We start from the raw sequence: 18,094 nt of genomic DNA, 5'->3' as shown, positions 1-18,094 counted from the left end.
CACCGCGTCCACGATCAGCGCGTCGACCTTGTTCGTGATCATCGTGTCGACCTGCTGCGTCTGCGTCGTCGCGTCCTGCTTGGCGTTGGCGTAGATCACCTGGCCCTTGCCGTTGGTCAGGTCGCTGACCTTCTTCTCGATGAGCGGCTTGTCGAACTTCTCGTAGCGCGCGGTCTGGTTCTCCGGCAGGAGCAGACCGATCTTGATGGCGTCGCCCTTGGAGGAGCCGCTGGACTCCTTCGTCTTGTTGCCGGATTCCTTGGCGCTGCCACAGGCGGCGAGAGAGACAGCCATCGCGGTGGCGGCCACGGCCACGGCGGCACGACGCATACGCGTGTTCATTCTGAAACCTCCCTGACGAGGCCGCGACGTTGCGGCCGAGGTGGCTGGAAGTCAACTCGGCCGGGGGGCCACCGTCAAGGAGTAAATCCTTAACGAGATGACAACGGTGCCATCCGTTATCTAAGTGAAGGCAGGAGTGGCCGCGGGGAGAGCGTTCTCCAACAGGGTCGAATCGCCCATTTCACTCAGTACCAGAGCCAGCGCGCCGAGCACCTCGGCGCGCCCGCCCAGGGCCCCCGGAAGCACCGAAAGCTGGCGCGCCGCACTGGGGATGGCGTAACGCGACACGGAGTCCCTGATGGGCCCCAGGACCAGCTCCCCGGCTTCCGCCAGATCGCCGCCGAGCACGACCCGGCTGGGGTTGAGCAGATTGCAGAGGTTGGCGACACCGCTGCCGATGTGGCGGCCCACGTCGGCGACGACACGCCGGCAGCCGGGGTCGCCCTCGCGGGCCAGCTGGACCACGCGTTCCATGGTCAGATCGGCCCCGTGGCTGGACTGGAGCAGGGGCAGGACGTAGCGCGCGGCCGTGAAGGTCTCCAGGCAGCCGCGGTTGCCGCAGCGGCACACCGGGCCCGACTCGTCCAGGGTGATGTGCCCGATCTCGCCGGCCGTGCCGCCCGGGCCCCGGTACATCTGCCCGTCGATCACCAGACCGGCGCCGACACCGCTCGCGACCTTGATGTACGCGAGGTCCTTGACCCCGCGCCCGCTGCCCCAGACCAGCTCGCCGAGCGCGCCCAGGTTGGCGTCGTTGTCGACGTAGACCGGCACGCCCAGGCGGCCCGAGAGCTCCTCGCTGGGGTTGATGCCGGTCCAGCCCGGCAGGATCGAGGTGGAGCCCAGCGTGCCGGACACCACGTCGATGGGGCCGGGCACGCCCAGGCCCACGCCGATGACCTTGTCGGGGCCGATGCCGGTGGCCGCGATCAGGCGGTTGACCAGCTGTTCCGCCCGGTCGAAGCCCTCCGCGGAGGAGGCGTCGACATCCAGCGGCTCGGACTCCTCGGCGAGCACCTGGTGGGCCAGGTTGCCGACCGCGACGCGCAGGTGCGTATGCCCGAAGTCGACGCCGATCACGATGCCCGCGGAGCCGCTGAGCGAGACGCTGCGGGCCCGGCGGCCGCCCGCCGACGTGGGCGTGACCTCGACGGTTCCGCCGTCCTTCAGCTCCCGAACGATATTGGAGACGGTGGCCGCGGAGAGCCCTGTCGTCCTGGCGATCTCGGCCTGGGTGAGCGAGCCGGCCATGCGGACCGCGCGGACCACCCGCTCAAGGTTGGCCCGGTGCAATGACGTCTGCGACCCCGGAGTCTCCATCGACTCATCCACTCCTGCCGTAGGCAGGCGGCACGACGGCCGCCCCCGCACGGGACCGCCACTTCGAGGCCCCGTCCTATCTCCAACATGTGAACTCTAAGCTGAGCCTTTCGGGTTGTCTCCCGTCAAGACCTGAGCAGTGGGACATACGACGGGACCGCCCGTCGGCGTGTCGCCGACGGGCGGTCCCGGGATGAATACGGAACGTTACCTACCGCTACTTCAGCGCCCCCGCCGTGAGACCCGCGACGACCTGCCGCTGGAAGACGATGTACGCGGCGAGCACCGGCAGCATGGCCATGACCAGTCCCGCCATCAGCCCGGACCAGTCGCCCTTGTACCCCTGGCTGGTCGCGAGCTCGACCAGGCCCTGCGAGAGCACCCGCTTGTCCGGGTCCGTGTTGAGCACCGTCGGCAGCATGTACTGGTTCCACTGCCCCAGGAAGTTGAAGATGCCCACGCTGATCAGACCCGGACGGGCCATCGGCAGCATCACCTGGAAGAAGGTACGGGTGTGCGAGGCGCCGTCGATCATCGCCGCCTCGGCGACCGAGGTCGGCAGCGTCCGGAAGAACGAGGTGAGGAAGAAGACCGTGAACGGCAGCGAGTACGCGATGTAGACCAGGATCAGCCCGTGCGTGGTGTTCAGCAGGCTCAGGTTGTTCATCACATAGAACAGCGGCACCAGGGCCAGCATGATCGGGAAGCTCATCCCGCCGATGAACAGGTAGTAGATGAACCGGTTGCCGGGGAAGTCGAAGCGCGCCAGGACGTACGCGGCCATCGAGCCGAGCAGCAGCGTGCCGAAGAGCGAACCGCCCACCACGATCAGGGTGTTGCCGAAGTAGTCGCTCATGTGGGCCTGGGACCAGGCGCGCGACCAGTTGTCGAAGTGCAGCTTGTCCGGCAGCGCCCACGGGGTCGACAGGATCGAGTTGTCGTCCTTGAACGACGCCATGAACGCCCAGAGCAGCGGGATCACGACCATGATCGCCCAGATGATCAGCACACCGTGCGAGAAGACGTTGAGGATCCGTCCCTCGCCCTTGGACTCCCTGGCGGCGGGTGCGGCCTTCTTGGTCACGTCAGGACGCTCCTCCCCCTCGGCGAGGTCGGCGGTCGAGGTGTCAGTGGTCATGAGAACTCCAGCCGCTCGCGCCGCCCCAGCCGCATCACGATCGCCGCGAAGAGCAGCGTGACGACGAGGAGCGCGACACCGATCGTGGTCGCGTAGCCGGCCTGCCCGTCGCGGAACGCCGACTGATAGACGTACAGCGGCAGCACCGTGGTCGAGTAGTCGGGGCCGCCGGGGCCCACCGTCATGATCTGCACGGAGGCGAACGCCTCGGCACCGAGCGCCAGGATCCCCATGTAGACCCAGCCGGACTGCACGGTGTCCCACAGGAGCGGCAGGGTGATCCGGAAGAACGTGGTGAAACGGCTGGCCCCGTCGAGCAGCGCCGCCTCGTAGAAGTCGCGCGGAATGGAGGCCATTCCGGCGGAGAAGAGGACGACGAAGAATCCGACCGTGGACCAGACGAGCACGGCCATCACGCAGTAGAGGGCCAGCTTCGGATCGCCCAGCCAGTTCGGCTGGACGCTGCCGAGACCGACGCCCTTGAGCGCCGAGTTGATGACGCCGTTGTTGGGGTTGTACGCGAACTGGAAGAGCAGCGCGACGATCGCGATCGAGAGCACCTGCGGAAAGAAGTACGCGATCTTATAGAAACCGGAGCCGCGCACTCCGGCGATGGCGGCGCCTTTTCGGCGCCGCCCGCCGACATTCAGCATGAAGGCGAAGAACAGCGCGAGACCCAGCGTCACCAGCGGCAGCAGCGCCACGAACAGCAGACTGTGCCGCAACGACTTCCAGAAGACATCGTCGTGGAACATCCGTTTGTAGTTGTCGAAGCCGACCATCTTGAAGTCCGGGCTCAGGCCGGTCCAGTCCGTGAACGAGTAGTAGATGGACTGGACGAACGGCCAGATGACGAAGAGTGAGTACAACGCCAGTGGGAGTACCAGAAATCCCACGATGAACCGGTACTTGCCGTGTTGCATGGTTACCGACCCCGATCTGCTGGCGGGTGCCGCCGCTGGTGACGCTTGCCCACGTGCCGTTACTTCTTGTGCTTGTAGTGCTTGATGTTCTGGTCCTGGGCGGCCTTGTCGGCGTACCCCTGGATCTTCTTGATGGTTTCGGCCGGGGTCGCGCGGCCGGCCATCATCTCGCCGAGACCGGAGACACCGATCTGCTCCTTCTGGAGCTTCACATACCAGTCCTGCAGGCGCGGGTTGACGACATTGGTGCCGGCCTTCTTCAGCGCGTCGACACCGGACTGCAGCGCCGTGGAGAGCTGGAGGCCGTCGGTGCCGCCGTTGAAGGCGGAGAGCGACTTCACCTGGGTGGTGAAGTTCTTCGAGGACGCCTCGCTGAGCATGATGCGCAGCTGCTCCATGCCGCCCGCCGGGTTCTTGGCCTTGGCCGGAACGATGAACGGCTCGCCGCCGGACGCCCAGATGGTGCCGAACGGCATCTTGTCGTTGCCGTCCAGACCGGAGGGCGCGCCCACCATCATCTTGAAGTCCTTGGGCGTGGTGGGGGCCGCCTCGTTCTCCACCCAGGAGCCGTTGGGGATGAACAGCGCCTGCCCCTTGGTCCAGGCGGTCTGCGCCTGGATGTGGGTCATGCCCGGGGTGCCCTGGAGGATGTAGCCCTTCTTGTAGAGCTCGTAGTACGCCTCGAACGCGGCCTTGACGGCCGGGTGCTCCCAGGCCTTCGGCTCCAGGTTGTCGATGGCGTCGAGGACTTCCTTGCCGCCGATCTTGGCGATGAACGGGTAGAGCGAGAACGGCAGGTAGTACGGGTACTTGCCGGGGTAGGTCCAGCCGGCGATGCCCTGCTTCTTCGCCTTCTCGCACAGGGCGAGCATCTCGTCCCAGGTCTCCGGGTACTTGGCGTCCAGCTTGTCGAGCGCGGTCTGCGAGTACCAGACGCCGTACACGGTGTACGCGTAGTAGAAGATCCAGCACTGGTCCCCGTCGAACTGGCCCATCTCGACGATGCCGGGCCGCAGCGTGTCGCGGACCTTCTTGCCCGGGTCGTCGATGGACGGCGCGTCGAGCAGCGGGGTCAGGTCGGTGAGCTGGCTCTTGCCGACCAGGACGCCCATGTCCATCTGCTCGGCGCCCGAGTTGTCGATGAGGTCCGGCGGGGTGCCGCCGTTGAACTTCGGCTGGAGTTCCGACTGGATCTTCTGGGTCTTGTGGAAATTGATCTTTACCTTCGGGAACGCCTTCTGGTACACGGCATTCGCGTCGGTGGCGTACTTGGTGCCGAATCCGCCGTCGAAGATGACGACGTCGAGAGGCGCCGACTCATTGACCGCGAGCGGGTTCTTGTCGGTCTTGGTGCCCTTGGTGGGTTTCGTACTGCTGTCGTCGCTGCTGCTCGCACAGGCGGACAGGAAGCCCATCGCCGGAACGGTGATCAGACCGAGCGCCGCGGACCGCTTGATCAGATCGCGACGGCCCAGGCCCTCATTGGTGTCGTGGGCGGAGGTGGATCCCATGCTCAAGTCCTCGCCTTCTCCAGGACTCAGGCGGTGTACCGGTCGCCCGTACCGAATCGCCTGCAGGCGAAGGGCCCCGCCACCGCGGTCAGTTGTGCTGAAGCTTGGGTAGTGCAGGGTACGCAGCGGATACGTCGGACTTTGCGGAGGATGACGTGCCGTTGCTTCCCCGACGTCCCCCGTCCCCCAGGTCCGCCGGTTTCCCGGCGGAGCGGACGCCGACAGGTATAGTCCACTTTCCGTCAACTGAGCAAGATCGAAAGCATGGTTGGACGGCATCCTTTCCCGAGTTGAGACCTCCTGGATATCTGACGGCGGAGCGTGCCGGGCCGGACCCCCGCGACACTTCCGGCAAGATCCGAAACGACCGCGCCATTCCCCCTCAACACCCTTGACACCACCTATGACTTGCCTTCCTACTGGATCCTGCATTTTCACTCTGACAACGTTGTCCAGATCGTATGACCGCCGTACACCGGCCGGACGTGTCCCCGTTTCGGCCGAGGTGTGTCATGCGCCCGCCAATCGAAAGGCCCCTTATGCCGCTCGGATCCCGGCACGGACAAGGACCGGCGGCCGCCCTGGCGGCGGCCGCCTTCATGCTCGTCGTGACCGCCCAGTGGGCCGCGACCGCCCAGCCTGCCGCCGCCACCCCCGCCTCGGACGGCGACACGTTCCGGACATCGTTCGAAACCGGCCAGCCACAACCCGACTGGCTCAACACCGTGGACACCGGACCCGACGGCGCCAAGCGCGCGTCGGGTGTCGACGGCTCCTTCGCCAGCGGCATACCGGGCAATGTCACCGACCGGGTGACCGAGGTCCGGGCGAGCGCCGAGAACGAGGGCTCGGGCGAGGTGAAGGAGAACCTCGTCGACGGCCAGCCCAGCACCAAGTGGCTCGCCTTCGCCCCGACGGCCTGGCTGGAGTTCGATCTCGACGCCCCGGTCAAGGTCGTCACCTACGCCCTGACCTCGGCGAACGACGCCGCTCCCCGCGACCCCAGGGACTGGACGCTGAAGGGGTCGGCGGACGGCAAGAGCTGGAAGACGCTGGACACCCGGTCGGGCGAGACGTTCGCCTCGCGCTTCCAGACCAAGTCGTACGACTTCACCAACTCCACGGCGTACGCGCACTACCGCCTGGAGATCACCCGCAACAGCGGTGCGGACATCACCCAGTTGGCGGACATCCAGTTCTCCGACGGGAACACCCACACCCCGGTCCCGCCGGACATGCGCACCCAGCCCGACCGGGGGCCGGGCGGATCCCCGACCGCCAAGGCGAACGCCGGATTCACCGGAAAGAGGGCCCTGCGTTACGCCGGTACGCACAAGGCGGACGGCCGGGCGTACTCGTACAACAAGGTCTTCGACGTGCACACCCGGATCGGCCGGGACACCGAGCTCGACTACAAGATCTTCCCGTCGATGCCGGAGACGGACCTCAGCTACCCCGCCACGAACGTGTCGGTGGACCTCGCCTTCACCGACGGCACCTATCTGAGTGATCTGCGGGCCGTCGACTCGCACGGCGCTCCGCTCAGCCCCCAGGGCCAGGGCGCGGCGAAGACGCTCTATGTGAACCAGTGGAACCACGTGTCGTCGCGGATCGGCGCGGTGGCCGCGGGCAGGACCGTCGACCGGATCCTGATCGCATACGACTCGCCCAAGGGCCCGGCGAAGTTCCAGGGCTGGATCGACGACATCGCGATCGCCCCGAAGAAGCCCGCCAAGCGCCTCGCGCACCTCTCCGACTACGCGCTGACCACCCGGGGCACCAACTCCAGCGGCTCCTTCTCGCGCGGCAACACCTTCCCGGCGACGGCCGTGCCCAACGGGTTCAACTTCTGGACGCCGGTGACCAACGCCGCCTCGCAGGACTGGCTGTACGACTACGCGCGGCGCAACAACGCGGACAACCTGCCCGTGCTCCAGGCGTTCGGCGCCAGTCATGAGCCGAGCCCGTGGATGGGCGACCGGCAGACCTTCCAGCTGATGCCGTCCGCGGCGACCGGCACCCCGGACGCCTCGCGCACCGCGCGGGCGCTGCCGTTCCGGCACGAGAACGAGGTCGCGAAGCCGTACTACTACGGGGTCACCTTCGAGAACGGCCTCAAGGCCGAGATGGCGCCCACCGACCACGCGGCGACCATGCGGTTCACCTATCCCGGTGATGACGCGAGCGTCGTCCTCGACAACGTCAACAACAACGGCGGGCTCACCCTGGACCCGTCCTCGTCCTCGTTCACCGGCTACTCCGATGTGAAGAGCGGTCTGTCGGCCGGTGCCACCAGGCTCTTCGTGTACGGCGTCTTCGACGCGCCGGCCACCGCCGGGGCCAAGCTGCCCGGCGGCGGGGGCGCGGACGTCACCGGGTATCTGCGCCTGAAACCCGGCAAGGACCGGACCGTCACCCTGCGTCTGGCGACTTCACTCATCAGTGTGGACCAGGCCAAGGCGAACCTCGCCGCCGAGATCCCCGCCGGGACGCCCTTCGACCGGGTGAAGGACCAGGCACAGCGCGCCTGGGACCGGATCCTGGGCCGGGTCGAGGTCGAGGGCGCGAGCCAGGACCAGCTCACCACCCTGTACTCCTCGCTCTACCGGCTCTACCTCTACCCCAACTCCGGCTCCGAGAAGGTCGGTTCGAAGGACGTCTACGCCAGCCCCTTCTCCCCCGGCACCGGCCAGGACACCCCGACCCACACGGGCGCGAAGATCGTCGACGGCAAGGTGTACGTCAACAACGGCTTCTGGGACACCTATCGCACCACCTGGCCCGCGTATTCGCTGCTCACCCCCGCCCGGGCCGGCGAGATGGCCGACGGGTTCGTCCAGCAGTACAAGGACGGCGGCTGGATCTCCCGCTGGTCCTCGCCCGGCTACGCGGACCTGATGACCGGCACCAGCTCGGACGTGGCGTTCGCGGACGCGTATGTGAAGGGGGTGAAGTTCGACGGCGAGGCCGCCTACGAGGCAGCGCTGAAGAACGCCACGGTCGCCCCGCCGTCCCCGGGGGTCGGCCGCAAGGGCATGGACACCTCACCGTTCCTCGGCTACACCCCGACCTCGACCGGCGAGGGCCTGTCCTGGTCCCTGGAGGGCTGCCTCAACGACTACGGCCTGGCGCGGATGGGCGAGGCGCTCTACAAGAAGACGGGCAAGTCCCGCTACAAGGAGGAGTCGACGTACTTCCTTGGCCGCGCCCAGAACTACGTGAAGCTCTTCGACCCCAAGGCCGCGAGTGCCGGAGCGGGCGCCCCCGGCTTCTTCCAGGGCCGTGACGCCAAGGGCGACTGGCGGGTGCCGAGCGGCAGTTACGACCCGCGGATCTGGGGCTACGACTACACCGAGACCAACGGCTGGGGCTACGCGTTCACCGCCGTGCAGGACTCGCGCGGCCTGGCCAATCTGTACGGCGGCCGTGACGCTCTGGCCAAGAAGCTCGACACGTTCTTCGCGACCCCGGAGACGGCCTCGCCCGACTTCGCGGGTTCGTACGGCAGCGTCATCCACGAGATGACCGAGGCGCGTGACGTACGGATGGGCATGTACGGCCAATCCAACCAGGTCGCCCACCATGTGGCGTACATGTACGACGCGGCGGGGCAGCCCTGGAAGACCCAGGAGAAGGTCCGTGAGGTGACGCGCCGCCTGTACACCGGCAGCGAGATCGGCCAGGGCTACCACGGCGACGAGGACAACGGCGAGATGTCGGCCTGGTACCTGTTCTCGGCGCTCGGGTTCTATCCGCTGGTCATGGGCAGCGGTGAGTACGCCATCGGCTCGCCGTTGTTCACCAAGGCGACGCTCCACCTGGAGAACGGCCGCGAGTTGGTGGTGAAGGCGCCGCGCAACAACGACCGGAACGTGTACGTCCAGTCGTTGCGGGTGAACGGCAAGGCGTGGAACTCCACCGCGCTCCCGCACTCCCTGCTCGCCCGGGGCGGCACCCTGGACTTCGCCATGGGGCCGCGCCCGTCGGCCTGGGGCAGCGGCAAGGACGCGGCGCCGACCTCGATCACGAAGGACGACAAGGTGCCCACGCCGCCCTCCGACGCGATCTCGGGGACCGGCCCGCTCTTCGACAACACCTCGGCGACGGCGGCGACGTTCGACTCCGTAGAGCTTCCGGTGGCATCGCCCACGCGCGCGCTGCAGTACACCCTGACGTCGTCGGAGCGCGCCAAGGCCCCGACGGGCTGGGTCCTGCAGGGCTCCACCGACGGGACGACGTGGGTCGATCTCGACCGCAGGACCGGTGAGTCGTTCGCCTGGGACCGCCAGACCCGGGTGTTCGGCGTGGCCCGCCCCGGCTCGTACGGGCACTACCGGCTGGTGTCCACCGGCGGCCCGGCGACCCTCGCGGAGACGGAACTTCTGCGGTGACGGTTCCATCGGACCGGTGCAGATGTCGAGTTGGCCGCTTTTACATCAAGCAGATTGACATGTAAAGGAGTCATGGCAAGATTTCCGTGAAACCCGTGGCGCGTCTCGTCTGCTGAGGCGCGCCACGACGCATCTCAGCCCCATGGAGACCCACGTGGCCAAGACTCTGGCCAAGAATTCCGGCCGTAGGCGTGGACGGATAGCCAGCCGTCTCGCCGCCGCGGTGGCGGCCGCCGCGATCGTCGGCACCGGCACGTCGGCCGTCGCCGTCGACAACCCGCCGAAGCCGTACCACGGCGCCGTCGCCCTGACGCCGTCGCTGCGCTCCGGCGTGACCTCCGCAGCCGGCGCGGACGCCCCGCAGTTCGACCTGTTCGCGGCGGACCGGGCCAACACGCTGTACGGCTACTACCGTGACGGTGGCGGCGCGCTCAGCCCCCGCGCCAAGGTCGACACGGGCTGGGACAAGATCAAGAACACGGTCCAGGTCGACAACGACGCCGACGGTTACGCCGACGGCTGGTGGGAGTGGGACAACAACGGCACGATGTACTACGCCCCGGACGACGCCACCGACCCGTGGACCGTCGGCGGCGGCTGGAACACCTACAACATGCTGGTGTCCCCCGGCGACCTGGGCGGCGCGTCGGCCGGCGACCTGCTCGCCCGCGACGCCTCCGGCACGCTCTATCTGTACCTGGGCTACGGCAACGGCAAGGTCGCCTCCCGCTACAAGATCGGCAGCGGCTGGAACGCGTACAACCTGATCGCCGGCAACGGCGACCTGACCGGCGACGGCAAGCCCGACATCGTCGCGCGCGACACGTCCGGCACGCTGTGGCTCTACAAGGGCACGGGCAACTACAGGTCTCCCTTCGAGCCCCGCGTGAAGATCGGCGGCGGCTGGAACGCCTACAACGCCCTCTTCTCGATCGGCGACATAGACCTGGACGGCAGGACCGACCTACTGGCCCGGGACGCCAACGGCGGCCTGTGGCGCTACTCCGGCACGGGCAACGCGGCAGCGCCGTTCGCGGCGCGCAAGAACATCGGGACGAGCGGCTGGAACACGTACCGGCTGTTCTTCTGATCCCGTCCGCTGCGACGAGAGGGCCGTGCTCCCGGAGGGGGGTGCGGCCCTCTGTCGTACGCGTCCCCTGCCGGGACCGCAGCCTCTGCCGTGAACGCGTCCTCTGTCGTGACCGCAGCCTCTGCCGTGAACGCGTCCACTGCCGTGCGCGCGCCCTCTGGCCAGGACACGCCCCTTGGTCGGCGTTCCGCACTCAAACGCCTTGACACGTAAAGGAGTTGTGTAAAACTCTCGCTGATCGCGTGACGTGTCCGGTGCCCGGCTCCATGGCGCGCCGGGGCCGCGTCATGTCTCATCGAGACCTCTGGAGAGATACGTGGCCAAGACCGAGGCCAAGATATCCGGACGTACGCGTGGGCGGACAGCCGCCCGTCTCGCCGCCGCGGCGGTCGCCGCCGCACTCGTCGGCACCGGCGCCTCCGCGTTCGCCGCCGACAGTCCCACCCCGCCCGGCACCTTTGCCAAGGCGTCGGTGAAGGCCGCGGCGAAGAAGGCCGTCGCCGCCAGGAGCGGCGCGGCCAGGCACGGCGCCGCGCGCGCGGACGGCGACCCGAACGGCGCCTACCCGGTCTTCCCGCTCCGTGGCGTGGACCGCGCCGGCAACGAGTTCGCCTATCTGCCCGACTTCGAGGGCGGCTTCTCGTCGCGCATGCAGATGGACGAGGGCCAGGGCGGCGTCAAGAACGCCGCTCAGGTCGACAACGACGCCGACGGCGTCCCGGACGGCACCTGGAAGTGGGACACGAAGGGCAACATGACCTTCGAGCCCCTCGACAACCTCACCACGGTGCCGGTCGGCGGCGGCTGGAACATCTACAACACGCTCCTGTCCCCGGGCAACCTGGGCGGCGCCCAGGGCGGCGACCTCCTCGGCCGCGACTCGTCCGGCACGCTCTGGCTCTACCTGGGGTACGGCAACGGCAAGCTGACCTCCCGATACAAGGTCGGCGGCGGCTGGGGCCAGTACACCGCCCTGGCCGGAAACGGCGACCTGACGGGCGATGGCAAACCGGACATCGTGGCGCGCGGCGCCGACGGCACACTGTGGCTCTACAAGGGCACCGGCAACTACAGGGCCCCCTTCGAACCGCGCGTGAAGATCGGTGGCGGCTGGAACATCTACAACGCGCTGGTGTCCACGGGCGATGTGGACCTCGACGGCAAGACCGACCTGGTCGCCCGAGACGCCGCGGGCGCACTGTGGCTGTACCGGGGCACGGGGGGCGCGAAGGCGCCGTACAAGCCGCGGGTGAAGATCGGCACCGGGGGCTGGAACACGTACCGGTTGCTGTTCTGATCACCGTTTGATTGCTGTTCCGATCGCCGCCACAACCGGAGGGCCGCATTCCCAACTCAGGGGGTGCAGCCCTTTCGTGCCAAATCGGGATACACAGGGGTGAACACCTGGCGAGAATGACCTGTTGCTTTGATCCCCTTTGGCCGCAGGCGGGTTGACAGGTAAAGGAGTCGTGAAACGATTCCGCTGAACTCGTGGCTCGGTTCACCTCGTGAGCCGAGCCGCGTCTCAATCTCTACCAATGGAGACATACGTGGCCAAGATCTCTGGCCGTAAGCGTGGGCGGATAGCTTCCCGTCTCGCTGCCGCGGCGGTTACCGCCGCCCTCGTCGGCACCGGCGCCTCCGCGTTCGCCGCCGACAACCCGACGGCGAAGCCCTTCAAGGCTCCGACCGCCAAGCCCGCCAAGGGCCTCAAGGGTGCGGCCAACACCCCGGCTTCCGCGCCGGGCGACGCGCCGGTTTTCGGCCTGTACGGCATCGACAAGTCGAACACCGCTTGGTTCTACAACCCCGACGGCAACGGCGGCCTGGAGTCACGCGTCAGCTTCCCGTACAACACGAACTGGAACCTCAAGTGGGTCGGCCAGGTCGACAACGACGCCGACAACCTGGCGGACGGCATCTGGCAGGCCGACTACAACGGCAACCTGTCCTACGCCGCGGCCGACGGTTCCGACCCGTGGAAGGTCGGCGGCGGCTGGAACACCTACAACACCCTGCTGTCCCCGGGCAACCTGGGCGGCGCCGGTGCCGGTGACCTCCTCGGCCGTGACGCGTCCGGCACGCTGTACCTGTACCTGGGCTACGGCAACGGCAAGATGACGTCCCGCTACACCGTGGGCGGCGGCTGGGGCCAGTACACCGCGCTCGCCGGCAACGGCGACCTGACCGGTGACGGCAAGGCCGACATCGTGGCGCGCGGCGCCGACGGCACGCTGTGGCTGTACGAGGGCACGGGCAACTACAAGGCCCCGTTCAAGCCCCGCACCAAGATCGGCGGCGGCTGGAACATCTACAACGCCATCTTCGCCCCGGGCGACATCGACCTGGACGGCAAGGCCGACCTCATCGCCCGCGACAACGCGGGCGCGCTGTGGCTGTACAAGGGCACTGGCAACGCCGCCGCCCCGTACCAGTCGCGCGTGAAGATCGGCTCGGGCGGCTGGAACACGTACCGGCTGTTCTTCTGATCCGATCCGACCGGATCCGGTCGACCGGATCCGGTCGACCGAATCCGATGTGATCTGACGGAGGGTCGCACCGCTTCGGCGGTGCGACCCTTCGGCGTTGCCGGGGGACGGCCCGGCAACCGGACGTGACGATTCCCGCACAAACCTGTTTGGAAGATGTGAGAAACCCGTGAAACGATCTCGTTGATCCCGTGACGGGCCTCATGCCATGAGGCACGCCACGTCTCAACAACTCCATGGAGAACCACGTGGCCAAGACTTCTGGCCGTAAGGGACGCATAGCCTCGCGTCTCGCCACCGCGGCGATCGCCGCGGCCCTCCTCGCGACCGGCGCGAACGCCGTCGCGGCGGAGAACCCCGCCAAGTCGGCCAACAGCGCCAAGGCGAAGACCGGTGCCCCGGCCTCACTGCGCTCCGGCGCCGCGGCCTCGGCCGTCTCCCAGATGGCGCTGTACGGCATCTCGGGTGACGGTACCCAGTACGGATACTCGCCGGACGGAACGGGTGGCCTCGGCGGCCGCCAGACGCTCGGGTTCGGCTTCGCGGACGACCGGGACATCACCCAGGTCGACAACGACGGCGACGGTGGCGACTCCACCGGCATCTGGTTCCGGACCCCCGACGGCTACCTCCGCTACATGCCCTGGGGGGGCTCGGCCACGACGATCGGCGGCGGCTGGAACACCTACAACCACGTGTGGTCGGTGGGCAACCTCGGCGGCGCGGCGGCGGGCGACCTGCTTGCCCGTGACAACAGCGGCACCCTGTACATCTACCTCAACTATGGCAACGGCACGCTGACGTCCCGTTACAAGGTTGGCGGCGGCTGGGGCCAGTACACCCAGATCGCCGGCAACGGTGACCTGACCGGCGACGGCAAGCCCGACATCGTCGCCCGCGACGGCAACGGCACGCTGTGGCTCTACAAGGGCACGGGCAACTACAAGGCCCCCTTCGAGTCCCGCATCAAGATCGGCGGCGGCTGGAACACCTACAACACCCTCGTGTCCACCGGAGACGTGGACGGCGACGGCAAGACCGACCTCATCGCGCGCGGCAACGACGGCACGCTGTGGCGCTACTCGGGCACGGGCGACGCCTCTGCCCCGTTCAAGCCCCGCGTGAAGATCGGCACCGGCGGCTGGAACACGTACCGCCAGCTGTTCTGATCCACGGGACTCTGAAGTCCTGAGCAAGCGAATGGGCCGCACTCTTTACGGGAGTGCGGCCCATTCTCTTTGGCCTAGCGAATGATCACCTCTCAGCCCCCACTACGTGCGGGCCGGAGTGGGGCGAAGATCCGGGACTGTGGCGCCGAGCCCTGGGTCAGGGGCGGGTGGGCCACATGGAGCGGCCGTCGGTGAGTTTGCCCTTGCCGTCGCCCTGGTACCAGCGAAGGTTGGGCTGGGTGAGGGGCTGGCTGGAGGCGACGTCGGAGAGACCGGCGAGGTCGCCCTTGCCGTCGCCGTTGAAGTCGCCGCCGACGATGGTCTGAGTGTTCTTCCAGCTGGTGTCGGGCCACAGCGGGCTGGCCGTGTCGAAGGAGCCCTTGCCGTTGTTGGCGTACAGCTGGAGGGCGCCGGTGGGGCCGACGGTGGCGATGTCGTCGAGGCCGTCGGCGTTGTAGTCGGCGGTGGCGAACTGGGTCTTGCCGTCCCAGGTGCTGTCGGGCCACATGCGGCGCTTGTCGGTGCTCAGGGTGCCGTTGGCGTTGGTGGTGTAGGCGTAGAGCGAGCCGTCGCCCGAGACGGCGAGCAGGCCGTCGCGGCCGCCTCGGTCGGCCTTGAAGCGGGCGACCTGGCGCATGGTCCCCCAGGAGTTGTCGGACCACATCTTGGTGCGGTCCCCGAGGGAGCCGTCGACCTGGCCGGGGTAGAGGTAGAGGTCGCCGTCGTCCGAAATGGCGGCGATGTCGGTGCGTCCGTCACCGTTGAAGTCACCGGCCACGATCCGCTTGACCCTGCTCCAGCTGTTGTCCTTCCACAGCGGACGGCCGTATTCGAGGGTGCCGTCCGGGCCGGAGTAGAAGGCGTGGAGGCTGCCGTCGGTCATGACGGCGGCAACGTCGGTCCGGCCGTCACCGTTGAAGTCGGCACCGGTGACGACCTTGGTGGTCGAGATCGACTTCGTGGTCAGGCGGGTCTGCTGGATCCAGGAACTGACCGTGTCGACACGCGTGTCGACGGCGCCGTCGCGGGTTTCATCCGAGCCGAAGCAGCCGGCCTCCCAGGTGCGGGAGTGGATACCGACCAGCTCGTAACGGCCGTTGCTGGTCTGGCGGAAGGTGGGCCCGCCCGCGTCGCCCTTGCAGACGCCCGCGGTCTGCCCGTTGCTGCCGGCCAGGGTCAGAGTGGCGTCATCGGCCCCGGCGAGGGTGGGGGTGGCGGTGTGCGGGGCGTCGGGCACCCACTCGGTCTTGGTCCGCCCGTACCCGGTCACCCGCAGACTCTCGCCCGCCGTCACCGGCGTGGAGGCGACATCGATCGGATCCACCTTGAATGCCGGAGTCAAGCCGCCGATCGGGGAGATGGTGCGCAGTTGGGCCATGACCAGGTCGCGATCCGGATGCGGAACGAGCCGCAGCACAGTGACCGGGATCGCCCCCGACAGGGACGGCCCGTCCAGGGTCACGGTGGTCTTCTCGGCCGGAGCCCCGGCCGTCACATTGCCATTGGCGTCGGCGAAGCAGCTGGCGGCGGTCAGCACCCACTGCCCATCCACCAGGGCACCCGAGCAACTGCGCTTACCGTCCCCGATGTTCAGCTTCGCGGTGAACGCGTAGCTGCCGGAGGGAACAGTGTCGCCGGAGACGGCACCGGCGGGCGACGCAGTGACGAGGCCGCCAGCCGTGGCGAGGGCGACCAGTCCTGTGGTCCACGCGGCACGCGAACTCATTGCAGACATCAAAGGATCCTTCGGAAGGTTTCAGGAATGGGCCGGGCTCAGAGAAGGCTGCTGGCCGCAGCGAGAGCATGCAGAGGTGCGGCCCCATGCGGTGCGTGAACCCATCGCAGATATGAGAGTCCTGGAAATTTTTCGGAAAGGCTGGAGTCGGAATCATGAGTGGTCCCGCGGGCGGCCCGTGCGCAGCGCAGCGGCATTCACCCCGTGCGGCATGCCAAGCAGGCCAAACGCCCCACGAAGATGTGAACGTAAAGATCACTCTAGACGGGCGCTCACGTCAAGGGGGAGGTGAGTGATTCAGGTCACCGAAATCCCCGTGATGTACGCCGACTATGACGTCGTCATTTGGGGCCAAGACATTGGCTAGAAACAGACGAGTTCAGCAGTTGATGACATCCCGAAGCGGCGCCACGACGCTGGTAGTTGCAGGTGACAGGCGGAGTCATTTAGAGGACACCGTTCGGCAGACGAACCACTTTCAGCCGTCATCACGGTCCCAAATGACGACGCCATAGCCAGTCCGCCCTGGGGTATCCGATAACCTGCGAACCTGTGCAGGCGAAGGCTTCGCCGTCGCACACGTTCTGACGGCATGACACCTGGCGGGTATACCACTGGGATCGTGCCCTTCTACCGGGGGGTAGTGAGAAGTGCGGGGAACTTCCGTATCAGCGGCAATGGCCATTCAGCTGCGAGAAATGCCGATGTGCAACGTCCGATGGTCAGGAACGACCAGTGACCTTGGCTGAATCGGTTTCTCCGGCCTCCCCCATGCAGCCACTGGGACGACAGGTGGCGGGACGCTTTCGTACGGCGCCCTAGGTGCCCGTGCCCCTAGGGAGGCACAGGCGTGCGCGGCCGCGGCGAAGGCGGGGGTGCGGTGCTTGGCAGGGCCGTGAAAACACCGAACCGTGATGCATCGCATGATGAATGAGTGTTGGGGTGCGGTGCTGGGCCAATAACGCATGCAAGTCAGGAAAGATCCCGACCCCATGAGAAGCCTAAAAATTTCCGGCTGAACCGGAACTGACGAGTTTGGATGATGATGACGTCGCGTACCTCAGTCATGGCGAAGCCGTCGCGAAAGAGGTTCTTGGTGCGCACTCTCGGCGCCGCGTTGGGTGTCGGGACTCTGGCCTGGCTTGCGCTACCGGCAGCCGCCTCCAGCGGGGCTGGTCCGGTGAGCCCGATCGCGCAAGAGGGGCCGGGCTCCGCGGTCGAGACGTTCGACTACCCGGGTGCTGCAAAGATCCTTGCGGAGAAGAAAATCACCCTCAAGCGCGGCGACGGCCACATCACCTACGTCGACTGCGCCAGTGGCACAGGCTTCATCGAATTGTTGGCCCGTCAGCAGGATCAGAAGATCTGCTTCAAGGTCACCGGAAACTCTGGCTGGCTGACTATGGAGATCCCCTCAGTCCACTCCATCAAGGGCAACGACTACACGACAGAGGCCAATATGACTGTCGGCAGCGAGAGCAAGTCGTTCGACATCCTCAAGAACCAGTGGACCGGGGTCGGCGAGAGCGCCGACAAGGACAAACGCGAATACATGCTCGTGGAGCTCAAGACCGCCAAGTAGCGTTCGCTCGAGCCCGGCCCCGCCACTGCCGAAACCGGTCATGTCCTACGTGCCTCACGCTCCGGTTTCCGGCGCGCCGCCTACATCGGGGCTCGCCAGGGCGGTAGTACGACCGGCCGAGCTGAACAGCCATAGCCGCCGGGTGCCGTTCAGGCAGTGCGACCCGGTGAGCGAGTTGTATGAGGCCTACCGTGCCCCGGGGCCGGATTGCAGGCCAGGGCAGCCCCTTCAAGGCAGGGACGTGCGGGCCACTCATGCCTGCCGACGCAGTTCGGTCGAGTTGGTCGAGCCGATCAGTGCCGACTGCGGACTTGTTGTCCTGCCTCGCCATCTCACATCAGGAGAACCACATCCGTATGCAGACGACGTTTTGGAGTCGGAGACGTCTCCTTGGCACACTCGCG

At 67.2% G+C, this 18,094-nt stretch carries 11 protein-coding genes and 1 pseudogene; 6 read left to right on the top strand and 6 right to left on the bottom strand.

Features of this window, described 5'->3' with window-relative positions; translation table 11 throughout:
• From ACGFRG_RS30210 to ngcE, 5 genes and pseudogenes are all read right to left on the bottom strand, one after another.
• A pseudogene (locus ACGFRG_RS30210) lies at positions 1-342 on the bottom strand (ABC transporter substrate-binding protein); the annotation flags it as partial.
• Between the two features lie 120 nt (positions 343-462).
• Positions 463-1,662 carry an ROK family transcriptional regulator gene (locus tag ACGFRG_RS30205; protein ID WP_393268997.1) on the bottom strand — a complete coding sequence of 400 codons (1,200 nt, stop codon included), beginning with the start codon at positions 1,660-1,662 and terminating at the stop codon, positions 463-465.
• 217 nt (positions 1,663-1,879) lie between these two features.
• Entirely contained in the window at positions 1,880-2,800 is a 921-nt protein-coding gene (locus ACGFRG_RS30200; RefSeq protein WP_361426358.1) for a carbohydrate ABC transporter permease, read from the bottom strand.
• A complete protein-coding gene (locus ACGFRG_RS30195; protein ID WP_361426355.1) occupies positions 2,797-3,723 on the bottom strand; it encodes a sugar ABC transporter permease in 927 nt (308 codons plus the stop codon). The genes ACGFRG_RS30200 and ACGFRG_RS30195 overlap by 4 nt, the downstream gene beginning before the upstream one ends.
• Positions 3,724-3,782: 59 nt before the next feature.
• Complete coding sequence (gene ngcE / locus ACGFRG_RS30190; RefSeq protein WP_393268992.1) at positions 3,783-5,234, bottom strand: N-acetylglucosamine/diacetylchitobiose ABC transporter substrate-binding protein; 1,452 nt, start codon at positions 5,232-5,234, stop codon at positions 3,783-3,785.
• 539 nt (positions 5,235-5,773) lie between these two features.
• On the opposite strand from ngcE, the gene ACGFRG_RS30185 reads away from it, so the two are divergent.
• From ACGFRG_RS30185 to ACGFRG_RS30165, 5 genes are all read left to right on the top strand, one after another.
• Positions 5,774-9,625, top strand: a complete 3,852-nt coding sequence (locus ACGFRG_RS30185) for a GH92 family glycosyl hydrolase (protein ID WP_393268989.1) — start codon at positions 5,774-5,776, stop codon at positions 9,623-9,625.
• A 154-nt stretch (positions 9,626-9,779) separates the two neighbouring features.
• Positions 9,780-10,715 carry an FG-GAP repeat domain-containing protein gene (locus ACGFRG_RS30180; protein ID WP_393268986.1) on the top strand — a complete coding sequence of 312 codons (936 nt, stop codon included), beginning with the start codon at positions 9,780-9,782 and terminating at the stop codon, positions 10,713-10,715.
• A 316-nt stretch (positions 10,716-11,031) separates the two neighbouring features.
• Positions 11,032-12,012, top strand: a complete 981-nt coding sequence (locus ACGFRG_RS30175; protein WP_393268984.1) for an FG-GAP repeat domain-containing protein — start codon at positions 11,032-11,034, stop codon at positions 12,010-12,012.
• A 253-nt stretch (positions 12,013-12,265) separates the two neighbouring features.
• Positions 12,266-13,204, top strand: a complete 939-nt coding sequence (locus tag ACGFRG_RS30170) for a VCBS repeat-containing protein (protein WP_361426340.1) — start codon at positions 12,266-12,268, stop codon at positions 13,202-13,204.
• Between the two features lie 248 nt (positions 13,205-13,452).
• Entirely contained in the window at positions 13,453-14,373 is a 921-nt protein-coding gene (locus ACGFRG_RS30165; protein ID WP_393268980.1) for an FG-GAP repeat domain-containing protein, read from the top strand.
• A 157-nt stretch (positions 14,374-14,530) separates the two neighbouring features.
• Here the strand turns inward: ACGFRG_RS30165 and ACGFRG_RS30160 are convergent, their stop codons facing one another.
• The gene (locus tag ACGFRG_RS30160) at positions 14,531-16,108 is read right to left on the bottom strand and encodes an FG-GAP-like repeat-containing protein (protein ID WP_393268977.1); all 1,578 of its coding nucleotides are present in this window, start codon (positions 16,106-16,108) and stop codon (positions 14,531-14,533) included.
• Positions 16,109-17,204: 1,096 nt separating this feature from the next.
• Between ACGFRG_RS30160 and ACGFRG_RS30155 the strand changes: the two genes are divergently transcribed.
• On the top strand, positions 17,205-17,690 hold the full coding sequence (locus ACGFRG_RS30155; protein ID WP_393268974.1) for a hypothetical protein: 486 nt from the start codon (positions 17,205-17,207) through the stop codon (positions 17,688-17,690).
• The last annotated feature ends 404 nt before the right edge of the window (positions 17,691-18,094 follow it).

This window comes from Streptomyces sp. NPDC048696 (genome assembly GCF_043198895.1).
GTDB lineage: Bacteria > Actinomycetota > Actinomycetes > Streptomycetales > Streptomycetaceae > Streptomyces.
The sequence above is the reverse complement of the archived record's forward strand: the minus strand, read 5'-3'. Positions and strand labels throughout refer to the sequence as shown.

Bases quoted from the DNA above. Each gene is read 5' to 3' on its own strand.
- ACGFRG_RS30205 (WP_393268997.1), bottom strand. From the start codon at position 1,662: ATGGAGACTCCGGGGTCGCAGACGTCATTGCACCGGGCCAACCTTGAG.
- ACGFRG_RS30200 (WP_361426358.1), bottom strand. From the start codon at position 2,800: ATGACCACTGACACCTCGACCGCCGACCTCGCCGAGGGGGAGGAGCGT.
- ACGFRG_RS30195 (WP_361426355.1), bottom strand. From the start codon at position 3,723: ATGCAACACGGCAAGTACCGGTTCATCGTGGGATTTCTGGTACTCCCA.
- ngcE (WP_393268992.1), bottom strand. From the start codon at position 5,234: ATGGGATCCACCTCCGCCCACGACACCAATGAGGGCCTGGGCCGTCGC.
- ACGFRG_RS30185 (WP_393268989.1), top strand. From the start codon at position 5,774: ATGCCGCTCGGATCCCGGCACGGACAAGGACCGGCGGCCGCCCTGGCG.
- ACGFRG_RS30160 (WP_393268977.1), bottom strand. From the start codon at position 16,108: ATGTCTGCAATGAGTTCGCGTGCCGCGTGGACCACAGGACTGGTCGCC.